General features: G+C 59.8%; 1 protein-coding gene. It reads right to left on the minus strand.

Features of this window, described 5'->3' with window-relative positions; translation table 11 throughout:
- The coding region (locus tag SB724_RS20555; protein ID WP_486304061.1) for a 3-dehydroquinate synthase family protein at positions 1 to 264 on the minus strand (264 nt) is incomplete at both ends.

Genomic DNA, 264 nt, shown 5'->3' on the forward strand with positions numbered 1-264 from the left:
GCTGCGGGACAACTCCGCAGCAAACATCATGCCAACAGACACGGCAGCCCCGTGGCGCCACGAGTAGCGCTCCACGAGCTCAATCGCGTGACCCAGGGTATGTCCGTAATTCAGGATTTCCCGGAGGCCGGATTCCTTGAGGTCTTGGGAGACCACCCGTGCCTTCACGGTGATGGCACGCTCAATGAGCTCACGAACAACGTCCGAGCCGGCATCCATGACTGCATCGGTGTTCTTCTCCACCAGGTCAAGAATCACCGGGTC

It is taken from the genome of Bacillus sp. SIMBA_031, assembly GCF_046535225.1.
GTDB classification, from domain to species: domain Bacteria; phylum Bacillota; class Bacilli; order Bacillales; family Bacillaceae; genus Bacillus; species Bacillus velezensis.